This is a genomic window from Neisseria sp. 19428wB4_WF04 (genome assembly GCF_015235335.1).
GTDB classification, from domain to species: domain Bacteria; phylum Pseudomonadota; class Gammaproteobacteria; order Burkholderiales; family Neisseriaceae; genus Neisseria; species Neisseria musculi.
On record NZ_JADGLG010000213.1, the window covers coordinates 1 to 374 of the forward strand.

Genomic DNA, 374 nt, shown 5'->3' on the forward strand with positions numbered 1-374 from the left:
CACCGAACCGGCGGGCGCATCGGTTTTGCCGCTGATGGTCGGGGTGTTGTCGCTGCTGTTGTCCGGCGCGTCTACGCTGATCATCGGGGCGGTGGTGTCGACCGAGCCGTTGTCTTTGGCTTTGCCTTCGTTGCCGGCCGGGTCTTTCACCGAGGCTTCGGCGGTGTAGCCGCCGTCGGGCAGGGCTTTGGGCACGTCTACGCTGTAGCTGCCGTCTGCCTTGACGGTGGTGGTAACGGTTTGGCTTTGGCCGTCCGAACCGGTTACCACTACGGTTACCACCGAACCGGCGGGCGCATCGGTTTTGCCGCTGATGGTCGGGGTGTTGTCACTGCTGTTGTCCGGCGCGTCTACGCTGATCATCGGGGCGGTGG

The 374-nt window shown here is 64.7% G+C and carries 1 protein-coding gene; it reads right to left on the reverse strand.

The window, feature by feature from the left end; genetic code table 11:
• On the reverse strand, positions 1-374 hold a 374-nt coding region (locus tag IR141_RS14310; RefSeq protein ID WP_209304467.1), incomplete at both ends, for an Ig-like domain-containing protein.